This is a genomic window from Flavobacterium sp. N2550, assembly GCF_025947265.1.
Lineage (GTDB): Bacteria > Bacteroidota > Bacteroidia > Flavobacteriales > Flavobacteriaceae > Flavobacterium > Flavobacterium endophyticum.
The window spans coordinates 813,909-831,774 of the sequence record NZ_CP110007.1 but is presented as its reverse complement, the minus strand read 5'-3'; the positions used below and the strand labels follow the sequence as shown (position 1 = coordinate 831,774).

The following is a 17,866-nucleotide window of genomic DNA, read 5'->3' as shown; positions in this document are numbered from 1 at the left end:
AGTTATAAAAAGTTAAGTTTGCAATATGTATAATTATTTGAAATATAATAAGTTATAATTCCCTATTATGAATAAAACAAAAATAACACTACTTTTAGTACCCTTTTTCTCTTTAAATATTCTTGCGCAAGATGCCGTTTCGCAAGAGATCACACCACAAATTATTACTCCGAAATTATCTGTTTTAGACTCTATAAAAAGCACATTTGTCGATCATGAAGTTGCTTCTTGCGTCGATAAGGAATGGATGGATGAATTGACAAATCAAGACCTTTTCAAAGAAATGGAATTTGATATTGCCAATATCAACCCAGATGAAAAAGTGGATTACGATTTGTCTACCGATTTATTGAAAGCCCGTTTGAAAGAAATGGATGCTAAATCTCCTTTCAACATAGAATACAATCAGGGGTTGGAAAACATCATCAAGTCGTTCTTGAAAAACAGAAAGAGATCTTATGAAAGATTGATGGCAATTTCAGAATATTACTTCCCGATGTTTGAAGCCGCTCTTGCCAAATACGACGTTCCGTTAGAAATTAAATACCTCGCTGTTGTAGAATCTGCTTTGAATCCTCATGCAAAATCAAGAGTAGGAGCGACAGGACTTTGGCAGTTTATGTTTGCTACCGGAAAACAATACAACCTTGATGTTTCTTCTTATGTCGATGAAAGAAGCGATCCTTTGAAAGCGACGGAAGCGGCTTGCCAATACCTTTCCAACATGTATAAAATATTTGGTGATTGGGATTTGGTTTTGGCTTCGTATAACGCCGGTCCTGGAAACGTTTCTAAAGCAATCAGACGTTCTGGAGGTCAGCAAAATTACTGGAACATCAGAAAAAATCTTCCAAAAGAAACGCAAGGATACGTTCCGGCTTTCTTAGCGACCATGTATATTTACGAATACCATAAAGAGCACGGAATTGAGCCAAAAAGAGCCGCTATCAGCTATTTTGCTACCGATACGGTAATGGTGAAACGTGAAATGACGTTCAAGCAAATTTCTGATTTATTAGACATTCCGGAATCACAAATCAAGCTTTTGAATCCTGGGTATAAATTAGATGTCGTTCCAAGCATCAAAGGGAAAAACAGCTACTTGAGACTACCGCTTCCAAAAATTGCCGTTTTCACGTCTAATGAAGACAAGATTTATGCGTATGCGAAAATTGAAGACGATAAAAGAGAAAAACCTTTTTTCTCTAAAAAACAAAATGTTCCAGCAATCACTCAGACAGAAACAGCTATTGCTTCTACAGAAGCCAGAAGCCCATACGTAGATTATTCTGATGAGCCAGAAATCGTAAAAGGAAGCAAATTAGTTACCAAGACAAAATACCATAAGGTTAGGAAAGGCGATAATATTGGCGAGATTTCTCAAAAATATGGCGTTTCAGTTTCTGAAATCAAAAAATGGAACCGTCTTAAAAATAACAACGTAATGCTAGGCGCCAACCTTAAAATCGTGACTAGCGAAAGAGTGGCTACAACTTCAGTAAAGAAAACAGCTAAACCTGCTGTAAAAACTAAAGATACTACAGAAACAGCTATTGCTGCTGTTGAAAAACAAGAAGCAAAATCTAAAGAAGCTGTTCTTGAAGACAATGATAACAAAGAAGCAAACGAATCAGAATTTTATGTTGTTCAAAAAGGCGATAACCTAAATGCCATTGCTAAGAAATATGGCGTGACAGTTGCCGAAATTAAAGAATGGAACAATCTAGAAGACACCAATGTTCTTTCTGGTAGTAAGCTAAAATTAATCAAGAATGAAAATGCTCCGGTTATCGAAACAAAAGCCGAAAAAGCACAACAACAAATCGCATCTTCATCAAAAGTACACCAATATTTAGTTCAAAAAGGAGACTCTCTTTTCAGCATTGCTAAAAAATATCCAGGAGTTACCGTTGAAAATATCAAAAAATGGAATGATATTAGCAACGAAAACATCAAACCTGGAATGAAGCTTAAAATCCAAGGATAATCTTCCTTGGATTTTAGCTTTTCCATTGCAAAAAGCAACACAATGAAAAAGCTATTGCTCTTATTTTTAGTAACTCTTGCCTTTTCCTGCAATCAAAAAGAAGAAAAAATTTCTGATAAACAATCTATCGGAAACACAAATTCGCTTTCTGTTTTTATTGATGACAAGCTCTGGATAGGAGAAATAGGAGACACGATTCGTAAAAAATTTGCAGCTCCAGTTGACGGACTTCCGCAAGAAGAACCGCTTTTTACGATCAATCAATACCCACTTCACGCTTTCGAAGGCACTTTGGCCAAAAACAGGAATATCCTCTACATAAAAAAAGAGGCTAGGAATATATTTGAAATTTCCGAAAATCAATATGCCGTTCCTCAAAACCTTATCCATATTTCCGGAAATACTACGGCCATGATTATTGACCATCTCGAAAAAAATGCCTCTGCAATAATTGCACTGATGCAGCAGACCGAAATTGAAGTAAGTCAAAAGACCATCCAGAAGTCATTGATGGATGCTAAAAAGCTGAAAGAAAAATTCAATATTTCGCTGCAGGTACCTAAAGCATTTCGGGCAGTTCTTGAAAAAGATAAATTTTTGTGGCTGAAGAAAGAAATCCAAAGCGGCAATTCCAGCATCTTGATTTACCAGATACCGTTGCATTGCATCAAAAAGAATGACGAGGCAATCAACAATATCGTCAAGATTCGCGATTCGATTGGCGGTCTTTATATCCACGGCACGACGGAAAACTCACAAATGGTTACAGAAGATTCCTATTCACCCTATCTTTTAAACACCACTTTGGATGGCATGAAGGCCTATCAGACCAAAGGGAATTGGGAATTACGAAACGACACGATGTCGGGACCTTTTATCAATTACAGCATCATTGACGAAAAGAATAACAGGATTCTTATAATCGAAGGATTTTGCTACGCACCGTCTACGCCGCAAAGGGATCTTATGCATGAATTGGAGTCGATAATCAAAAGTATTAAAATCTTAAAATAAAGAAATGTCCCTAATTTGGAAAATAAAGCCTTTTAAGACGCTTTCTCTCGACGAACTATACAATGTGCTGGAATTGCGAAGCGAGGTCTTTGTGGTCGAGCAAAATTGCGTCTATCAAGACATCGATGGAAAAGACAGAAAGGCTATTCACATAATCGGCGAATATGAAGGCGAAACGGTTGCCTACTGTAGAATCTTTAAAGCAGGCGATTATTTTGAACAATCCTCTATTGGCAGGGTCATTGTCAAAGAAACCTATCGTGATAAAAAATGGGGACATGATTTGATCAGGGAAGCGATCGAGGCCGTCAAAAGTAATTTTGGAGAAAGCAAGATCACGATTTCAGCTCAGCTGTATCTTAAAAAATTCTATGAAAGCCATGGCTTTGCTCAAACCAGCGAAGAATATCTCGAAGATGGAATTCCTCATATCGAAATGAAAAGAGGCTAAATCTTCGTAATCACCAGCTCAACACGACGGTCTAAATCTGGTCCTTTTCCAAGGGGCTGTGTGTTTCCGTAACCTTTAAACGTCATGCGTGTTTTAGGCACTTTTTTAAAGGCCAAGTATTTGTAGACGGCTTCGGCGCGGTTTACAGAAAGCTTACGTTTTTTAGTATGCTTGTCGATAGCTTCTTTGTGGTAGGGAGGTGTACAGCAGACGTGTCCTTGGATTTCAAATTCAAGATTTTTATATTTTAAAAGCTGCCTAGCCATCCTGTCCAATTCGGTTTTTGATTTCATCGTGAGTTTGCTGCTTCCTTTTTCGAAAAGCAATTTCTCTAAATAGATCCTATCGCCAACCACATGGTTTTTGCGGATTTCGCTGTAAACGCCTGGCAATTCTAGTTTTTCAATCGGAATTTCCTTGAAATTCATCACGACATCGACGCGTCGATTTTTAGAACGAACTTCTGAAATGTTGTCGATATCGTCTTCAATGAGAATCCTTCCTCTTCCTTCGATAGTGACGATAATTTTGCTTTTGATTCCGTTTTCGACGAGTTTGTCTTTGATGGCATTGGCACGGTTGCTGGAAAGCTTGAAATTATATTCGTCTTTGCCTCGATCGTCGCAATAGCCGTAAATACTGATGGATTCAATCCGAACGGAATCGGTGGACTGTATAAATTTTGTAACTTCTTCAATCTGATGATCAGTCAGGTTGAATTTGTTGGTGTCAAAATAAACAGAATGCACTACTTCTTCTTGCGCCGCAACAATTCCAAAAATAAACAGGGGGATAATTTTAAGAAAACGAAGCATTATTTTACTAGTATTTTGTTGTATTCTGCCGGATTATTCAGCAGGGCAGTAGCCTTTTTAATTTCGGAATTATTTTTTGTGTAATATTGGTAAAGTCCTTCTTTGTACTGGTATCTTCTAATGATTTCGTCTAAAATAAGTTCTTTAATTTCTGCTTGGTGCTTGTTCAGCTGCGTCTCGTCGCTTTTCTGCAAAGCGGTAAGCAATTGCTGGAATTCTGCTTTGATGTCTTCGTCGATTTTTTCTTTTTTAGCCGATTCAAGCGTTTTTTTCAATGATTGCTCCGTTTCGGTATCGAACACAAATTTCTGGTCTTTTAGGAATTTTTTAAAATCAGCGTAATCTGCATCTGTAACCGTTGGGATTTTATCACCTATAGCTGGTTTTGTATAATAGTATTTGGTCACGTAATTAAAGATACCGTCATTTTTGACCAATGCTTCAGTGATAGCGCTCAATTTTGTTTCTGCAAGTTCTACGTCAGGTTGAATACCGCCACCGTCATACACAGTTCTTCCTTTTCTGGTTTTGAAGGCATTGTAGTTCTTCTCATCGGTGCGGATGGCTTTTCCATCCTTATCTTTATGCGCATAATCCAACGCCTGAATGCATCTGCCAGAAGGCGTATAATATCTTGAAATTGTTACTTTTACTTGAGTGCCATACGTTAAGTCGATTGGCCTTTGCACGAGTCCTTTTCCAAAACTTCTGGCACCGACAATAACCGCTCTGTCCAAATCCTGTAAGGCACCTGCCACGATTTCTGAAGCAGAAGCGCTTCTTCCATCGACTAAAATGACCAAAGGAATTTCAGTATCTACAGGAGCTTTTGAAGTCCTATAAGTGTTGTTGTGCTTTTCGATATGCGATTTTGTAGTCACGATCGTTTCGCCGCTTGGCACAAAAAGGTTACAGATATTTACAGCTTCGCCCAATAGTCCGCCCGGATTTCCTCTTAAGTCAAGGATTATTTTTTCGGCACCTTCGTTTTTTAGTTTTTCTAAAGCTTGTTTTGTTTCTAAGGATGCTTTCGCATTAAATTGAGAAAGAACGATATAGCCTGTCTTATCGTCTATTTTAGAAAAGAACGGAACAGCTTTCAGATCAACTTCTTCCAAAACTAAAGTCGTGTTGTTTGTCTTTCCTTGGCGAATGTATTTTATGTCGATTTTGGCATTCTTGCTTCCTTTAAGCAACTGCGAGGCATCGTCTTTAAAATCGGCAAGATTGACATCGCCAATCTGGATAATTTCGTCTCCGGCTTTTAAACCGGCTTTATCGGCAGGATAGTTTTTATACGGCTCCTTGATAATTAGCTTGCCATCTTTTCGAGTGATCATGGCTCCTATGCCAGTATATTCGCCTGTGTTGTTGATTTTGAATTTTACGACATCCTGTTCGTTGAAATAAACCGTATAAGGATCGAGCTCCAAAAGCATATTTTTGATTGCCTTGTCCATCAGGTCGCCCGGATTTGTTTCGTCTACATAATTCATATTCACGGTCTTGAACATCATCGTGAATATTTCTATTTGTTTTGCAATTTCAAAGAAATCATTTCTGAAACTCGCCCCAACATATAAAAGACCTCCCGCAACTACCGGAATGATATATCTCTTTTTTAAAAATGCATACATAATTTTAAGCTTTTTTTCTTTTGAACCTTCTGCGGATGATGAAAAACAAGACCACTAAAATAAGAATAAATGGCCAAACATTTAAAATCCATAAAAATAAACTTGAAACTTTAAGAAAACCAGTTTCTAGGGCATTTCCCATTTTGTTTCCATAGGATTGCGCCACACCACTTTCTGCGGGTTTGGTCTTATAAAATTCAAGATAGACAGAGCTCATCGCTACTTGGCTTTGCATGTATTTTAACTGTCCTTCTTTCGATTCTATTTCTTCTCTTATTGTTGAAAGTTCTTTTTCTATTTCTAGTATTTCCGAAACCTTTCCTGCCTTTTTGAGCAGTTCTAGGTATCGCGCTTCTAAAGTCTTTTTAGCCTTCAGCCTTGCTTCTGTATCAATGAATTCTGCGGTAACATCGTCTGAGGAGATTTCTTTTTCATCAAAATAGGAAACGCCTTTTCCAACGGCAGTTATAAATGCTTCAAAATTTTGGTTTGGAATCCGGACTGTAATTTTTCGGTAAATTGAATAGTTGTTCTTTCCTTCAACATCTTTTTCAATACTGGCTTTGTTGTCTTTTACAGCTTTTCGGACTTGTTCGGTTGTTTCCGCTAAATCGTCAGTTTCAAAAGTTAGTCTGGCCGTTTTTATGATTTTCTGCTCAATTTCTGTGGAAGATGATTCCGAGGGGGCATAGCTTACTTTATCAGCCATAGGCTCGCTCATTTCTGCCGCAGATACATACACAGCTTCCATGTTATCAACATCATTTTTACAAGAAAAAAGGAAAAACAGAATAAAAATTGGGAGGATGGTTTTCATATAAGTTTGTTTTATAATCTGTTAACGAAAAATTTTTCGTTTTTAGTGTGTTGCAGACTTATATGCACGGATTGTTATTCTTCTTTTGGTTTTAGTTGAAGATGGAATTTTTCAAAAAGCTGTATGGTTTTTTGATTTATTTCTTCATAAGACAGCTTGTCTTTTGTCTGGTATAAGAGCATAAATGCATAGGGTTCTTCCAAAGAATCGAGCAAAAGTTTTTTGTTGAGTCGGTAAGTTTCCCGCAGTACACGCTTGAAATAATTTCTGTCGACCGCTTTCTTGAAATACTTTTTAGAAACAGAAACCCCGATTTTCAGCTTTTGGTTTTCTTCAAGAAAAGCTTTCGTATATACCAGCCTTAACGGATATTTTGACACCGATTTGCCTTCGCGAAACATCAGGTCAATCGTAGTCTTGCTTTTTAGTTTTTCCGATTTGGGATAGGTAGTCATTCTCCTGGATTTACGGATAGATATTATATACGATTTTTAAATCAGGATAGTTGATGTAGAATTGGATACGGTTGCCTTGTTTTTTTCTGGTGATGATTTCGATGACACAGCGGTCGCCGCTATTGTCGATGCAATTAAAAGTTACCGTTTTGTCTGTTTCATTTTCTATCGTTTTTCCATACACTTCAATGTTGTACAATTGGGTCTGTGCTGAGTTTACGACAATTCGGTTCTTATCGCCGTCCAAAGTGATGATAAGGCTAGTGTCTTTGAAATCAGACCATTTTCCCCATCCGCCTTTTGCGTTTTTTTCCATAACGCTGTAGCTGGAAGTCTTGAATCTGTATTTCTGTGCAAAAGTTTGCTGCGTTCCAGCAACGAAGAAAAATAAGAAGGCTACTATTTTTAATGCTTTCATCTTAAAATTTATAAAGCGGTAAAGTTACAAATATATTTGGATTGTAAGATTTGAGTGCAAATCATTCCTCCATGCCATCCATTGCATAAAAACTATGCCAGTTTGAAATAAAAATAACGCTAGATTGCATTGTTTCCCCAAAAATTTAACATAAAATTTCTACACAATCCCCAAAAATCTACAGATTTCAAAATGATTCTGAAACAAATTATTATGGGAATCTTGATATTAATCCAATTAATAAATTTTATAAAAACGCTTTATTTACGTGGACTTTGTGTCAGTTTTATACAATTTGAACAGATGTCGATTTGATAAATTTTTGTCAATGGCATTGAAATTGCCTTATTCTTGGAAAATATACCAAACCACTATAAATCACACAAAAAATTCACTATGAAAAAATTAATTTTAAGCGCGATCATGCTTACCGGAGTTGTAGCATTTGCACAAGAAACGCCAAAGAAAACGACTAAAGAAGCCGTAAAAAATGCAGCAACTACTGCAACTGCCGAAAAGAAAACAGAAGTTTCTAAAACCACGGAAGTGAAACAAGAAGCCAACGGAGCCAAAAAAGTAGAAACTACTACCACCAAAACTGCTGAAATTGCACAACCAGCAGCTCCAGCGCAACCAGCTACAACAGCTAAAAAACAACAATAGTATAATCCTAACCGACCAACTATCTATTAAAACCTCTGGAAATTTCCAGAGGTTTTTTTGTTAGCTGTGTTTTATTAGTTTTTTTGCGATTTCATTCAATTCTTCACGATGCTGGTCGATGTAGGCCAAACCCGCCTGGATCAATTCATAGATGTTTTTTGAGGAAACATCATCCATCTCAGGAGATGCATTTTTTAAAGAAGGCATTAAGCGATGGTAGTTTTGCCTGTTTCGGGCACCAAGCGTTTCATACATTTTACGGAGATGATAGTCGGTGGTTTCTACGTTTGCCGAAAGCAGTATGTCGATCAGTGGCTGAATCCACTTTACTTTTCCGGCATTTTCAAACTGCCTAAAATTATAGGGCTTCAATACTTCTCCCGTGCCAATAGATACGATAATCATATCACTTATTTTAGGATAATCTTTTTTTGCAGGATGCTGTAATACTTTTGAAAATTCAATTTTTCTAGCTTCAGCGTAAGCGCACAAGGCAGGGTTGTTGGCATATACGCCGCCGTCTATGAGCGTAAATTCTTGTCCATACAGCGATTTTATTTTGGCAGGCTCAAAATAAGTGGGTGCTGCTGAGGTTGCCCTGCAGGCATCTTTGGCATAGAAATTTTCTAAATCGGAATTGGCTTCATGGCTGGTAAAAAATTTTGCTTTTCGGTGAAAGATGTCATAGGAAGTAATCAGGCAGGGTTTTATGAAATCTTTGATTTCGAGTTTTCCGAATACTTCCTGAAGCTGTCTTTCTAAAGCTCTCTGCGAAATTTTTTCATTGAAAAGCCCAAACGGATTGATGAGCTGCTGCCAAAATGAGACATTGAAAATAGTTTCGCCATGCTTGGCATATAAATCCAGCGCAGTTTCGACGGAATATTTCGCTTTTTTGTCGCTATCGGGAAAAAGAAGAATAGCCGCAAGGATTCCGCCCGTGCTGGTTCCGGCGATAAGGTCGAAATAATCGCCAATTTTTGCATTAGGATTATCCAGCTTTTGGAGCTGTTCTTCAATATATTTTAAAATGACGCAGGTAATAATCCCTCGGATTCCGCCTCCGTCCAGGCTTAAGATTCTGATTTTTTTTGACATGGCTTTTATGATTTAAGATTTGGGGTCTTGTCGTATTTTATAGCCTACAGGCACATAATGACTGTTTTGAAAACAGTTTGCAGTATCGTGTTTTTGATGTTATTAATCCTGATTTTTGATAATCCTGCTCCTTGCAATGCTTTAAGGGCGATTAAGTCTTGCTGACTTTTCAGCAACCATGAAAACTCTTCTTCTGTTAGCGATGCTGTGGCTAGTAACATCGACCAGAGTTCTAATTTTTCTCTTGATTTTTCCAAAAAATCATTGATGTCTTTTTGGATTTCTGGCTTAAATTCTTTGTACTTGTCGCCTAAGAGTTTGACAAGTTCCTGCTTAAGTTCTTTTAATAATTTGTCGATATCCATGATTTCTAGTTGTTACTGTTGATGAGGCTCAAAAGCCCTTCTTTTGAGACTTTGTCTTTTTTGATTTCATATTGAATGAGCAAGTCCAAGGCTTCCAATACCTGCTTTTTCGATTCTTGAAGAAAAACAGGCGACAAAGATTCTTTCTCTTTCCAGCGCTTGAAAAATCCTGAAAGGAGGTTTTTTTCTTCGTCGGTCAGCACTTTCCACATAGCGAAAGTAATTTCGTTATCGGTGCTTTGGATAGGGCGATGTCGCCTTGTCCATTAATTTTGAAGCTTCTACTTTTAGTTCTGTCGTTTTCTGATACGAATATTGATCAAAGATTGCCGTCCTTGTCGACTCGCAGGAAACTGATAGAGAGACTAAAAAGAAAAGCGCAACGATGTTTCTCATTGTTTTCATAGATGTTAATTTAGAATTACATATCCGTTTTTATCTTTCTTAAGCTTTGATAATTTTTTCCAGCTATTGAGGTTTCTTTTGTCAAAATGAGGCATGTCTTTGAATGTTTTCCAATTGCCGCCCCATTCCCAGCCATGCTTTGCAAAAATTTTCACGCATTCGTACCAATCAGCAATTTTATCGTTGTCCCAATCTTTTGCGGTATCCCAGGAAGCTGTTTTTCCATCAATAATTAAGCAAATATCTACTGCAAAACCATAATTGTGAATTGATTGTCCGCCTTTTGCATTGGTCACTTTTTTACCAGGGTTTGTTCTACCTTGAGCATATAAAATATCTTGTTCTTCAAAAGTTCGTAATCCTTGTGTGATTCTGACTTTAGCTCTGCCAGTTAGGGCGCTGTCGCATTCTTCAATAATTTTTGTGAGTTCTTCTCTTACCGAAGGATGAAGCTGGGCAATGCGTTGTTTTGTATATTTATCCATAAGTGTTTAAAATTAATTACATTACAAATTTATAAGAAAAAAATAAATCAAACAAATTAAATTAAGAATATTTTCTATTAAATTAAGTTATTTTAAATTTCTATTACACTGTTACACGTTTGATATAGTGTTAATTATAGTTTTGCTACCTAATTAGAGGACTATTAGTATAAAGTAAAAGAAAGCTTATTTATATAAAAGTACGATATATTTATGTAGGATTTATTTGTAATTTAGATGTGTTTAATCTTAATTATTTTCATAAACAGAAGATTATATTATTTTTTATAGATTTTTTTCATAGCTTTGTGCAATAAATAATACTTTAATCATATGGTTTCAGAAAGAGTAGGGCAGTATATGGCTAAAAAAGGCATAAGTTTTTATGCTTTTGAGAATAGCATTGGTGCCAGCAGAGGAAGTATTTCAAAAGCTGTAAAAGAAGGAAAGAGCATCGGATCGCAAGTTTTAGAAAATATTCTTTCCATTTATAAAGATTTGAATCCGGCATGGCTTCTTACAGGCCAAGGAAATATATTTTTGGATAATGAAGAAATTCTCAACAACAAGCAGATTGAGACGTATAAGTTAAAAACGGATAGCTATGTTGAAAACCAGCAGATTCCGCTTTATGATATTGAAGCAATAGCTGGTCTTGTTCCGTTATTTCAAGATAGTAAGTCACAAGATCCGATTGATCATATTTCTATTCCGCATCTGCCTAAATGCGACGGAGCGGTCTACGTGACGGGCGATAGTATGTATCCGCTTTTGAAAAGTGGCGATATTGTCTTGTATAAAGAAATACACGATGTGGCTAATGAGATATTCTGGGGAGAAATGTACCTTCTAGGAATCGATATGAGCGGCGAAGAATATGTTACCGTGAAGTATATCCAGAAATCTGAAAATCCGGGCTGTGTGAGGCTCGTAAGCCAAAATAAGCACCATCAGGATAAAGATGTGGAGCTTTCAAAAATAAAAGCGCTTGCTTTGGTAAAAGCAAGCATTAGGATTAATGCCATGAATTAAAAAAGGCGGACAATATTGTCCGCCTTTTTTATTAGTTTTTCAAGATCTTGCTGTTATCCGGAATTGGAGCAGGATATACGTTATTGTCTTTTTTGACATCTGCCATGAGGTTTTCGGGATCAATTTCAATCTTGCTGATTTGTCCCATTCCTTTGTCAATGGTAAATTTTAGAGATGGATACGCCCAATCCCAGCCTTTCAAGAAAGTTCTTTTTACGCCTGGATATGGATTTTCTTTTATGCCGCGCATCATCTGCAGTGGCGCATAGAATGTTTCTTTGCTTCCATCTACGTAAGTAACGACAATGTCTAAAGGCATTGGCATTCTTCCTATTCTTTGCAGGACAACTTCTGTCTTTCCGCCTGCATCTCGTACTTCTTTAATGGCATAATCGATGGTATTGGTTGTCTGTGTCCAATCTACCAAATACCAATCCAGATTCATTCCTGAAACCTTTTCAGCGGTTCTTTTGATGTCATTTGGTGTCGGGTGCTTGAATTTGAAGTCATTATAAAATTTATGAAGTGTTTTTTGAAGATTTGCCTGTCCGATAATGTATCCTAGCTGCGTAAGGAAAATTTCTCCCTTGCTGTAAGATGATATACCATACACCATATTTTCTTCAAATCGATCTGCATGGGTGGATTGTGGCTGTTCTTTTCCAGTCTTAACCATATAGAAATAGTTAGAATATGCCGACTCAAACGGATTCTTTTCGTCTTTATTCGGCAAAACTTTTGCCATTGCCAAATCAGAAATATAGGAAGTAAATCCTTCGTCCATCCAGCCGTGTTTGGATTCATTTGTTGCTAAAACATGTTGGAACCATGAGTGGGCCATTTCGTGAGCTGTAACTCCGACAAGGCTTCCATACGATCTTTCTCCAGTAATGAGAGTACACATGGCATATTCCATACCGCCATCGCCTCCTTGAATAACAGAGTATTGTTTGTACGGGTAAGGACCTACATTTTTATTATAGAAATCCATCAATTCAGCCGTTTTTGGTTGCATTTTTTTCCAGTTTTCTCTAAGTTTTGCTTTGTCTTTGTAGAAGAAATGCAACTCTACGTTGTTCGGGCCTTTATAAATATCGTGGACATAATCTTTGTCGGCAGCCCAGCTGAAGTCATGCACCATAGGTGCATTGAAATGCCAAGTCAGTGTTTTTATTTTTCTAGGAATTTTTACTTCGACGCCTGCATCTTCGTAGCCGTGTCCGATTTCGTTTTTATTTTGGAGATATCCTGTTCCTCCCAAAACGTATTTCTTATCGATAGTGATTTTTACGTCAAAATTTCCCCAAACGCCGTGAAATTCTCTTCCAATATACGGATCGGCATGCCATCCTTCAAAATCATATTCAGCCATTTTTGGATACCATTGCGTCATCGAAAGCGCAACACCTTCGGAACTGTTTCTTCCAGAGCGGCGGATTTGTTCAGGTACTTGTCCGTCAAAATCTAAAGTAAATTTGGTCTTGCTTTTTGGAGCCAAGGGTTTGACCAATTCAACTTCTAATACGGTTCCAACAGCAGTTGTTGTCGCCGAAACGCCATCTTGCATGAAATTGGTCACGTTAAGGTAGCCCATCTGATTGGGCTTCAAAAGGCTTATTCTGCTTTCGGTTTTTTCTACGCCGCCAGATTTTGACGTCTTGACCATTCTTTTGTCTGGATCAACAATTGTCTGAAGCCTTATGTCCATTTCGCTTCCAGGCTGGAAAGCATTGTTGTATAAATGGAAAAAGACTTTTTTCAAAGTGTCTGGTGAATTGTTCGTATAAACCAGCTCTTGTTTTCCTTTGTATTGGTATGTTTTTACATCCATGTTTACGTCCATTTTATAATCGACGTGTTGCTGCCAATAACCGTTCTGTGCCTTTGCATTTCCACAGAAAAATGAAAATACTGAAAGTAAAAATAGTTGTTTCATAGGTGTATAAAATAAAAAATGGAAGGGAAACTCCCTTCCATCTTGAAAGTTGTTGAATTTTATTTTTTTGTCTTAGCCATTTTTTCAGCCATAATCAAGGCGTTATAAGCATTGACCATTTTTCCGGATGTCGAAATTTTTGAAAACGAACGTTTGTTTGATTTTTCGCCGTTTAGAACTACATCAATATTAGTTGGAATACCAGAATCCATCAAAATGTGTTTCACTTGAGAAGCTGTAAGTGATGGGTAGTAAGAACGAATCAATGCAGCAACTCCTGCAACGTTTGGAGAAGCCATAGAGGTTCCTTGCTCGTATTTGTATTCGTTGTTTGGATAAGTAGCGTAAATCTTAACACCAGGAGCGAAAACATCTACATCTTTGCTTCCGTAGTTAGAGAAGCTTGCTACTAAGTTTGTTCCGTATGTTGTATCTAAAGCACCTACTTTTATTACGTTGTCAGCGATTTCTCCAGAAGCGATTCTGTCATTTGGGAAACGCTCTTCTACATCTAGGTCAGCACCTTCATTTCCTGCTGCTAAAACAATCAATACGTCTTTGCTTGCCGCATATTTGATCGCGTCGTAAACCCATTGTTTGTGTGGAGAAAATCCTTTTCCGAAACTTCCGTTAATTACTTTTGCTCCGTTATCTACCGCATAGCGGATACCCAAAGCGATGTCTTTATCGTATTCATCTCCGTCAGGCACAGCTCTAACAGCCATAATTGCTACATTGTTTGCAATACCGTCGCCGCCAAGTCCATTGTTTCTAACTTGAGCAATGATTCCAGAAACGTGAGTTCCGTGAGAAGCACCTTCTTTTTTAGGTCCGGTAACATTGTTGTTTCCATGTTTTGAATCGTTTAAGTCGTCGATATTATCGCCCATGATTTTTCTTCCATCATGCTCAAGATTCAAATTGTAGTTCAACTGGTTATAGATATGGTCTTGGTATTCTTTTAGCTCAGACTTGAACTCAGGTCCAGCTTGCGAAATAACCGAAAGCATTACTTTTTTGTATTGGTTTACAGTCGGATCTTTAGGCTCAAAAGCTTTTAAGTCTTCGAACGTATAATTTTCTTTTTTTAATTCTTTTTGGATGGTCTTATCCGCATTGTTGATGAAATCAAACTGTTGTTTTGATGCCAATGCTTCTTGGTACTCTTTTTCGTAAGCTGCTTTAGCTTTTTTGAAATTTTCTGAACCGTCGTCTCCTTTACGGACAATTCTTGTCATTTCTAGCGTTTCATTGCTTATATCGCCAAGGAAATTCCATCCGTGGATGTCATCGATATAACCGTTTTTGTCATCGTCGATTCCGTTTCCAGGAATTTCTTTTGGATTGGTCCAGATAATAGGTTTCAAGTCCGGATGTTCGATATCTACTCCTGAATCGACAACGCCCACTATCACTTTCGTGCCTTTTTTGTTTTTGATCAATTGAGAATAGGCTTTGTCAACGCTCATTCCCGGAACAGTATCTTTTATGATATCCAGATGGCTCCATCTTTTTAAATCATCTTCTTTGATTTTTGAAGTTTTCAAAGGAAGATTTTCGATACTCGTTACTGGAGCCATGCTTTTTGAAGCACCACATCCTGATAAAACCAACACTGATAGAAGTGAAAGGAAGGACAGTCTTATTATTTTCATTTTCAAAAAAAATTTGATTTCGATTATTTCGCCAAAAATACGCCTACTTTGTTACAAACTTATAAATAATTAACTTTATTTTAGAATGCTATTGATTTTAAATTCAATGAATTCGTTTTAAAACCGCTTTTTTTATCCGTTTGAAGAACCTGCTCTTTGCTTGATGTCTTCTGCACCGCCTGCTCTTCTTCTTTGCGGATTGCTGTTACTTCCAAAATTATAAGTATACGATACAGTGGCAACTCTGGTGTCTCGGGTTACCTTGAAATGCTCTTTATAATCGGTAAATTCGGTATCGGCGGTTGTCTTATTTGTGTAAAAAACATCGTTGACGGCTAATTTCAGCGTACTGTTCTTGAATTTTTTCTGAAAGCCGAGATTGATATACCAAATCGGATCAACATCCATAAAAGCATAGACTTCTCTTGCTCTGTAATTGCCTGTAAATTCTGCGGAATAGCCATTTCCGATCTTAAAATTGCTGACCGAATTGCAGTTAAAGGTAAAATTGCCTTGGTTTTCCAACGTCGTATTGGCAACAGTACCAGAATAGGAGCCATAATAAGCATTAACGCTATTGGTCGTGTTCCACCATTTGGTAATTTCAAAAGGAACGATCATAAACAGGCCATAAATGTCAGCTGTGTTTAGATTTTTGTTTGTCTGCACCGTCAGTTGGAGGTCTTCTTCAGAAGGAGCAATGACCTGTGTAATGTTATCGGTCGTTCTCGAAAAGGTAAGGGTCGTATAAATTTTCTGATTGAAAATATGTGTCACTTCGAAAGAATGGGTTGTCTGAGGTTTTAGATACGGATTTCCTTCTCTGTATGTCGTCGGATCCAAAAAGAATTTAAATGGATTCAATTGGTCATAACTCGGACGCGAAATCCTTCGACTGTAATTGAATTCCAAGCTATTTTTGTCATTGAAAGTATAACTCAAGAAACCGCTCGGAAAAAGCTGCGTATAATTATTCTTGAAGGAAGTATTATCAACAAGCTGCTCGCCTGTGATATTCGTGTTTTCGACCCTGAATCCTAGATAGGCGTTCCATTTTCCGAATTGTTTTGAAGCATTGATATAAGCAGCATTGATGTTTTCTTTGTAAATAAAATGATTGCTTTTTGTCGGATCAAAAACTGGAATTCCGGTACTGACATCATAAAATTTCAAGTTATTATCGGCCTTTACATAGCTTGTTTTTAGTCCAGTTTCGACTTTGATGTTGTTTAACGTTTTTACAAAATCCGTTTTAAGAGAATAAATGTCCAAATCGCCTGCAATATCACCATATAAAAAATAAGGGTCTTGAAACTCTGCATTGTTTAGGTCGAAATAACGCGTCTTAAAATTCTGCTCGGTTTCATTGCCATAATTCGCGTAGTCAAAATCGGTCGTCCATTCGGTTCCCAATGTATCGATTGCAAACTTGTGGTTGAGGTTTACGGAATGGTTGTGCCAATTGTCATACGAATTGTTGTTGGTTTGGAAACGTGATGCTTTCGAATTGGTTTCATCATAAACATCCGAAGCATTTTTACCTGTCGGATTGAATTTATTGCTCACTGCATTGGCAACGATCCCGAATGTATGTTTTTTGTTGGCATAAAAATCGGCCCCAATTTTTCCAATATGATTTCTGAAATTCATTTTTAGGAAATTATCCTGCACGTAGGCGCCGGTAAAATTGCTATTATCATAAAATCTTCTGTTCAAAGCCAAATCATTAAAGCCTTCTCGGTACGCAAAACTGTAATTTCCAAAAATATTTACATCCTTATTTCTGTGGTTCAAGCTCAAGCTGTTGTTGCTTTTTGGATATTTTCCTTGGCCATAAGCTGTGGAAATGCTGCCGTTTGTTCCTTTTCGCTTGTCTTTTTTCATCTTGATATTGATGATTGCAGAACCTGAAGCATCGTATTTTGAGCCGGGATTCGTAATAAATTCGATCTTTTCAATATTTCCGGAAGGCAAGCCACGCAGGTAATTTGCCAAGTTGGTGCCTGACATCTGGACTGCCTTTCCGTCAATTTGCACGAGCAAGCCGCCTTTTCCGCGGAGGCTGATGTTGTCGTTATTGTCGACATTCACGCCAGGAGCTTTTTCTAAAACTTCAAAAGCCGAAGAACCCGTAGCACCGATGCTGCTTTCTACGTTCAGGATCATTTTCCCATCCTGCCTTTCGATATACGGTTTTGTTTTGGTGATGACGACTTCGTCTAAGTTTTGTACTTCCGCACTTAAAACAACAGAAGGCAGTTCTAGATTTTGGTTAGCATCAAAAGGCTGTCCCGTGTATCGCGTCTTGCCATTTTCGCCAATTTTGATCAGATAACTTCCTTTGGAAACATTTTGAAAGATAAATTTTCCGGTTTCATCTGTGGTTTCTGTTTTTGCCAATTCTTGGTTGGAAGAATGGACCAGATAGACAATCGCATTGGAAACAGCTTCGTTTTTTTCGGACAAAATTTTTCCAGAAATGGTTATTTTTTCTGGCAATTCAGTGTTCTGGCCATACAATAAGCTTGTGAGGGTTGAAATTACGAGCATGATTAGGAAGAGAAGTAGCCGTATCATAATTATTCGTTTTTTGATTGATGATTGATGATGATTCGCCAGTTCGTTGGCACTCG

At 37.5% G+C, this 17,866-nt stretch carries 18 protein-coding genes; 5 read left to right on the top strand and 13 right to left on the bottom strand.

Features of this window, described 5'->3' with window-relative positions:
* Window positions 1-67: 67 nt before the first annotated feature.
* From OLM56_RS03600 to OLM56_RS03590, 3 genes are read left to right on the top strand one after another with little or no spacing between them, the layout of a single operon-like run.
* Entirely contained in the window at window positions 68-1,987 is a 1,920-nt protein-coding gene (locus tag OLM56_RS03600) for a LysM peptidoglycan-binding domain-containing protein (protein ID WP_121375682.1), read from the top strand.
* A gap of 42 nt (window positions 1,988-2,029) precedes the next feature.
* Entirely contained in the window at window positions 2,030-3,001 is a 972-nt protein-coding gene (locus tag OLM56_RS03595) for a DUF4837 family protein (RefSeq protein ID WP_264528352.1), read from the top strand.
* Window positions 3,002-3,005: 4 nt separating this feature from the next.
* Window positions 3,006-3,452: a GNAT family N-acetyltransferase gene (locus tag OLM56_RS03590; protein ID WP_264528351.1), complete on the top strand. Its 447-nt coding sequence runs from the start codon at window positions 3,006-3,008 to the stop codon at window positions 3,450-3,452.
* On the opposite strand, the gene OLM56_RS03585 is transcribed toward OLM56_RS03590, so the two are convergent.
* From OLM56_RS03585 to OLM56_RS03565, 5 genes are all read right to left on the bottom strand, one after another.
* Window positions 3,449-4,267 carry an OmpA family protein gene (locus OLM56_RS03585; RefSeq protein WP_182493101.1) on the bottom strand — a complete coding sequence of 273 codons (819 nt, stop codon included), beginning with the start codon at window positions 4,265-4,267 and terminating at the stop codon, window positions 3,449-3,451. The genes OLM56_RS03590 and OLM56_RS03585 overlap by 4 nt on opposite strands.
* Entirely contained in the window at window positions 4,267-5,904 is a 1,638-nt protein-coding gene (locus OLM56_RS03580; RefSeq protein WP_264528350.1) for a S41 family peptidase, read from the bottom strand. Before OLM56_RS03580 ends, OLM56_RS03585 begins: the two co-directional genes overlap by 1 nt.
* A gap of 4 nt (window positions 5,905-5,908) precedes the next feature.
* Entirely contained in the window at window positions 5,909-6,721 is an 813-nt protein-coding gene (locus tag OLM56_RS03575; RefSeq protein WP_264528349.1) for a DUF4349 domain-containing protein, read from the bottom strand.
* Between the two features lie 74 nt (window positions 6,722-6,795).
* The gene (gene rnpA / locus OLM56_RS03570) at window positions 6,796-7,176 is read right to left on the bottom strand and encodes a ribonuclease P protein component (RefSeq protein WP_264528348.1); all 381 of its coding nucleotides are present in this window, start codon (window positions 7,174-7,176) and stop codon (window positions 6,796-6,798) included.
* Between the two features lie 10 nt (window positions 7,177-7,186).
* Window positions 7,187-7,594 carry a hypothetical protein gene (locus OLM56_RS03565; protein WP_182493097.1) on the bottom strand — a complete coding sequence of 136 codons (408 nt, stop codon included), beginning with the start codon at window positions 7,592-7,594 and terminating at the stop codon, window positions 7,187-7,189.
* 396 nt (window positions 7,595-7,990) lie between these two features.
* On the opposite strand from OLM56_RS03565, the gene OLM56_RS03560 reads away from it, so the two are divergent.
* Window positions 7,991-8,257, top strand: a complete 267-nt coding sequence (locus tag OLM56_RS03560) for a hypothetical protein (RefSeq protein ID WP_147406601.1) — start codon at window positions 7,991-7,993, stop codon at window positions 8,255-8,257.
* Between the two features lie 60 nt (window positions 8,258-8,317).
* Here the strand turns inward: OLM56_RS03560 and OLM56_RS03555 are convergent, their stop codons facing one another.
* From OLM56_RS03555 to OLM56_RS03535, 5 genes are read right to left on the bottom strand one after another with little or no spacing between them, the layout of a single operon-like run.
* On the bottom strand, window positions 8,318-9,355 hold the full coding sequence (locus tag OLM56_RS03555; protein WP_264528347.1) for a patatin-like phospholipase family protein: 1,038 nt from the start codon (window positions 9,353-9,355) through the stop codon (window positions 8,318-8,320).
* Between the two features lie 44 nt (window positions 9,356-9,399).
* Window positions 9,400-9,720 (bottom strand): hypothetical protein, encoded by a 321-nt coding sequence (locus tag OLM56_RS03550; RefSeq protein WP_264528346.1) that lies wholly within the window; start codon window positions 9,718-9,720, stop codon window positions 9,400-9,402.
* Between the two features lie 5 nt (window positions 9,721-9,725).
* Complete coding sequence (locus OLM56_RS03545) at window positions 9,726-9,932, bottom strand: hypothetical protein (protein ID WP_264528345.1); 207 nt, start codon at window positions 9,930-9,932, stop codon at window positions 9,726-9,728.
* A 16-nt stretch (window positions 9,933-9,948) separates the two neighbouring features.
* Window positions 9,949-10,125: a hypothetical protein gene (locus OLM56_RS03540; protein ID WP_264528344.1), complete on the bottom strand. Its 177-nt coding sequence runs from the start codon at window positions 10,123-10,125 to the stop codon at window positions 9,949-9,951.
* A gap of 5 nt (window positions 10,126-10,130) precedes the next feature.
* A complete protein-coding gene (locus OLM56_RS03535; protein ID WP_264528343.1) occupies window positions 10,131-10,610 on the bottom strand; it encodes a M15 family metallopeptidase in 480 nt (159 codons plus the stop codon).
* A 333-nt stretch (window positions 10,611-10,943) separates the two neighbouring features.
* Here OLM56_RS03535 and OLM56_RS03530 point away from each other — a divergent pair, with 333 nt between their 5' ends.
* Entirely contained in the window at window positions 10,944-11,642 is a 699-nt protein-coding gene (locus OLM56_RS03530; protein WP_182493091.1) for a helix-turn-helix transcriptional regulator, read from the top strand.
* Window positions 11,643-11,673: 31 nt separating this feature from the next.
* Here OLM56_RS03530 and OLM56_RS03525 read toward each other — a convergent pair whose 3' ends face one another.
* From OLM56_RS03525 to OLM56_RS03515, 3 genes are all read right to left on the bottom strand, one after another.
* Window positions 11,674-13,578 (bottom strand): M1 family metallopeptidase, encoded by a 1,905-nt coding sequence (locus tag OLM56_RS03525; RefSeq protein ID WP_264528342.1) that lies wholly within the window; start codon window positions 13,576-13,578, stop codon window positions 11,674-11,676.
* 59 nt (window positions 13,579-13,637) lie between these two features.
* A complete protein-coding gene (locus OLM56_RS03520) occupies window positions 13,638-15,233 on the bottom strand; it encodes a S8 family peptidase (RefSeq protein WP_264528341.1) in 1,596 nt (531 codons plus the stop codon).
* 132 nt (window positions 15,234-15,365) lie between these two features.
* The gene (locus OLM56_RS03515; RefSeq protein WP_264528340.1) at window positions 15,366-17,810 is read right to left on the bottom strand and encodes a TonB-dependent receptor; all 2,445 of its coding nucleotides are present in this window, start codon (window positions 17,808-17,810) and stop codon (window positions 15,366-15,368) included.
* Window positions 17,811-17,866: the final 56 nt, after the last annotated feature.

What these genes read in the sequence shown, in the direction of transcription:
- OLM56_RS03600 (WP_121375682.1), top strand. Translation starts at nt 68, where the DNA reads ATGAATAAAACAAAAATAACACTACTTTTAGTACCCTTTTTCTCTTTA.
- OLM56_RS03595 (WP_264528352.1), top strand. Translation starts at nt 2,030, where the DNA reads ATGAAAAAGCTATTGCTCTTATTTTTAGTAACTCTTGCCTTTTCCTGC.
- OLM56_RS03590 (WP_264528351.1), top strand. Translation starts at nt 3,006, where the DNA reads ATGTCCCTAATTTGGAAAATAAAGCCTTTTAAGACGCTTTCTCTCGAC.
- OLM56_RS03585 (WP_182493101.1), bottom strand. Translation starts at nt 4,267, where the DNA reads ATGCTTCGTTTTCTTAAAATTATCCCCCTGTTTATTTTTGGAATTGTT.
- OLM56_RS03580 (WP_264528350.1), bottom strand. Translation starts at nt 5,904, where the DNA reads ATGTATGCATTTTTAAAAAAGAGATATATCATTCCGGTAGTTGCGGGA.
- OLM56_RS03575 (WP_264528349.1), bottom strand. Translation starts at nt 6,721, where the DNA reads ATGAAAACCATCCTCCCAATTTTTATTCTGTTTTTCCTTTTTTCTTGT.
- rnpA (WP_264528348.1), bottom strand. Translation starts at nt 7,176, where the DNA reads ATGACTACCTATCCCAAATCGGAAAAACTAAAAAGCAAGACTACGATT.
- OLM56_RS03565 (WP_182493097.1), bottom strand. Translation starts at nt 7,594, where the DNA reads ATGAAAGCATTAAAAATAGTAGCCTTCTTATTTTTCTTCGTTGCTGGA.
- OLM56_RS03560 (WP_147406601.1), top strand. Translation starts at nt 7,991, where the DNA reads ATGAAAAAATTAATTTTAAGCGCGATCATGCTTACCGGAGTTGTAGCA.
- OLM56_RS03555 (WP_264528347.1), bottom strand. Translation starts at nt 9,355, where the DNA reads ATGTCAAAAAAAATCAGAATCTTAAGCCTGGACGGAGGCGGAATCCGA.
- OLM56_RS03550 (WP_264528346.1), bottom strand. Translation starts at nt 9,720, where the DNA reads ATGGATATCGACAAATTATTAAAAGAACTTAAGCAGGAACTTGTCAAA.
- OLM56_RS03545 (WP_264528345.1), bottom strand. Translation starts at nt 9,932, where the DNA reads ATGTGGAAAGTGCTGACCGACGAAGAAAAAAACCTCCTTTCAGGATTT.
- OLM56_RS03540 (WP_264528344.1), bottom strand. Translation starts at nt 10,125, where the DNA reads ATGAAAACAATGAGAAACATCGTTGCGCTTTTCTTTTTAGTCTCTCTA.
- OLM56_RS03535 (WP_264528343.1), bottom strand. Translation starts at nt 10,610, where the DNA reads ATGGATAAATATACAAAACAACGCATTGCCCAGCTTCATCCTTCGGTA.
- OLM56_RS03530 (WP_182493091.1), top strand. Translation starts at nt 10,944, where the DNA reads ATGGTTTCAGAAAGAGTAGGGCAGTATATGGCTAAAAAAGGCATAAGT.
- OLM56_RS03525 (WP_264528342.1), bottom strand. Translation starts at nt 13,578, where the DNA reads ATGAAACAACTATTTTTACTTTCAGTATTTTCATTTTTCTGTGGAAAT.
- OLM56_RS03520 (WP_264528341.1), bottom strand. Translation starts at nt 15,233, where the DNA reads ATGAAAATAATAAGACTGTCCTTCCTTTCACTTCTATCAGTGTTGGTT.
- OLM56_RS03515 (WP_264528340.1), bottom strand. Translation starts at nt 17,810, where the DNA reads ATGATACGGCTACTTCTCTTCCTAATCATGCTCGTAATTTCAACCCTC.